The following is a 2,106-nucleotide window of genomic DNA, read 5'->3' on the forward strand; positions in this document are numbered from 1 at the left end:
TCCGCCACTGCCACCGCCCTCGAAGTCAACGAGTCCACCACCGTCTCTGCCACGGCCTCCGACAATGATGGCGACTCGCTGACCTACAGCTGGTCGGCCTCGTGTGCCGGCACGTGGAGCAATGCCACTTCCGCCACCGCGCAGTTCACCGCCACGGCCCTGCCTGGCAGCAACGTGTGCAACAACTGCAACCTCACCGTCACCGTCACCGACTCACGCAACAGTCTGCCCGTGGGGGGCCAGACGACGGGCACTCTTTCCATTTGCGTGGGACCCAAGAGGACGGCTGTCTTCCCCCCCGAGGTGACGGAGACATTCCAGTCCTCCGCCTCCACCTCCGCCGGTGGCACGGTGACATTTCGAGTGAATGCGGTGGACCCGCAGGGCAGCGCGATGAGCTTCTCCTGGGCCGCCAACACGGGCACCCCTGGCACCCCCACCACCAGCGCAGGCACCAGCCAGTTGGTGTGGACGGCCCCCACGTGTGCTCCCTCAGCCACCCCTCCCACCGTGACAGTCACCGTGGCCAACGCCCTGGGGGCCTCTGCCTCCCAGTCCTTCACCGTGACGGGCCTGGCCGCGTGTGTCTCGGCTTCCAGCTTTGCAGCCGGCGATGGCTATTCCGAGCTTCTCATGCAGGACGGCACCGTCTGGTCCTGGGGTTGGAATGAATACGGCAAACTCGGGGATGGAACGGGGACCCAGCGCACCTCTCCCGTGCGAGTGTCGGGCCTCAGCAGTGTGACGGCCCTCTCCGCAGGGGCTCGGCATACCTTGGCCTTGCGTCAGGACGGCACCGTCTGGGTCTGGGGGTTTGCCCTGGGGGGAGAACTGGGCAATAACTCCGCCACCCCCCGCTCCACCCCGGGGCAAGGACCGAGCCTCGGGGGCTTCATTGCCGTGGCGGCAGGCGGCTATCACAGCTTGGCTTTGCGTCCGGACGGCACCGTCTGGGGATGGGGCCACGGTGCCTACGGCCAGACCGGCTCCCTCACCACCGATGGCTTCAATCCGGTGCAAGTGTCCGGCCTGAGCGGCATTACCGCCATTGCTGCGGGGTACTACCACACGATCGCCCTGCGCCAGGACGGCACCGTCTGGGCACTGGGCCATAATGGCTACGGCCAGCTGGGGGATGGGACGTACATCGACCGCTCCACCGCAGTGCGCGTGTCAGGCCTCAGCGGCATCACAGCCATCGCCGCGGGCGGTTACTCGAGCTTTGCCCGGCGTCAGGACGGCACCGTCTGGGCTTGGGGCTACAACGTCAACGGCCAGCTCGGAGATGGGACCTTCACCGTGCGCGACGTCCCCGTGCAGGTCTCGGGCGTAAGTGGTGTCACAGCCATTTCCGCGGGCGGCGGCTACGCGCTGGCGCTGCGCCAGGACGGCACCGTCTGGGCCTGGGGCTCCAACGCCAACGGCCAGTTGGGGGACGGAACAACCACCACCCAGCGCGCTTCCGCTGCGCAGGTGCCAGGGCTCAGCGCGGTCAGGACCGTCTTCGCGGGCTGGTCTCACGCCCTGGCGCTGCGCCAGGACGGTACCGTTTGGACCTGGGGGCGCAATGCCCACGGTCAGCTGGGGATTGGGACAACGTTCGACCAGTTCTCCCCCGTGCAGGTGCTCGCTTTCTGAGCCCCTCTTCACGCCAAGGCCCGGATGCCCGCGTTTCAAGCTCCTTGACTGGCTCCCCAAACGGGGACTTGCTCCGGGGATGATCACCCTCCCCGAGAACGCGGCGATGAAGGAGTACCAGCGCTACGCCAACCGCACGGGCGTGGATCTGGAAGAGGCCTTCGCCTCCGCCAGCAACGTGGCGAGATTGTCCTTCACCGTCTCATACAGCACCGTCCCTTCCGCCGCCTGCGCCTGTACTCCCACCAGTACTCCCCCACCTGCCCCTCCCCAGCCACACCTCGCCAGGGCACAGATTACTGGTGGGCTCCCACGGAACTCTGCCAAGCCCACTCTGGGAGCAGGGGAATCGCATCTTCATCCGCGGGGTGGGGCAGGCTTCCGCTTGGAGGGTCTGGGGGTGTAGGCGCCCTTCACCCCCAGCAAGTGGACCAGGTAGCGCTCGTCCCAGCCGGCCTTCTTACGGCG

At 67.3% G+C, this 2,106-nt stretch carries 3 protein-coding genes; 1 reads left to right on the plus strand and 2 read right to left on the minus strand.

Annotated elements, in window-relative coordinates:
• Positions 1-83 precede the first annotated feature (83 nt).
• Positions 84-482: a hypothetical protein gene (locus G4D86_RS52310; RefSeq protein ID WP_205520020.1), complete on the minus strand. Its 399-nt coding sequence runs from the start codon at positions 480-482 to the stop codon at positions 84-86.
• Between G4D86_RS52310 and G4D86_RS36575 the strand changes: the two genes are divergently transcribed.
• Positions 373-1,638, plus strand: coding sequence for an RCC1 domain-containing protein (locus G4D86_RS36575; RefSeq protein WP_476705414.1), 1,266 nt, complete (start codon positions 373-375; stop codon positions 1,636-1,638). The genes G4D86_RS52310 and G4D86_RS36575 overlap by 110 nt on opposite strands.
• Positions 1,639-1,761: 123 nt before the next feature.
• Here G4D86_RS36575 and G4D86_RS53970 read toward each other — a convergent pair whose 3' ends face one another.
• Entirely contained in the window at positions 1,762-1,884 is a 123-nt protein-coding gene (locus G4D86_RS53970; RefSeq protein ID WP_275899188.1) for a hypothetical protein, read from the minus strand.
• Positions 1,885-2,106 lie beyond the last annotated feature (222 nt).

It is taken from the genome of Pyxidicoccus caerfyrddinensis, from assembly GCF_010894405.1.
Lineage (GTDB): Bacteria > Myxococcota > Myxococcia > Myxococcales > Myxococcaceae > Myxococcus > Myxococcus caerfyrddinensis.